We start from the raw sequence: 230 nt of genomic DNA on the forward strand, positions 1-230 counted from the left end.
CATGGATTCGATCTTTCAGTAGAAACCCTGCGTTCCTGGATGATTGCAGCCGATTCATGGATCCCTCGCTGCAAGCGCCTGAAACGACCATATCAGCCTCGTTATAACCGAGATTGTTATGGTGAATTGATCCAAATTGATGGCTCACACCATGATTGGTTTGAAGGTCGAGCACCTAAATGCTGTCTGCTAGTATTCATCGATGATGCCACAGGAAAATTGCAGCATTT

1 pseudogene is annotated in these 230 nt (G+C 45.7%); it reads left to right on the forward strand.

The features are described from left to right. Positions 1-230, forward strand: a pseudogene (locus AC3II9_RS22695) (ISNCY family transposase); the annotation flags it as partial.

Source organism: Lysinibacillus sp. RU7 (genome assembly GCF_057837305.1).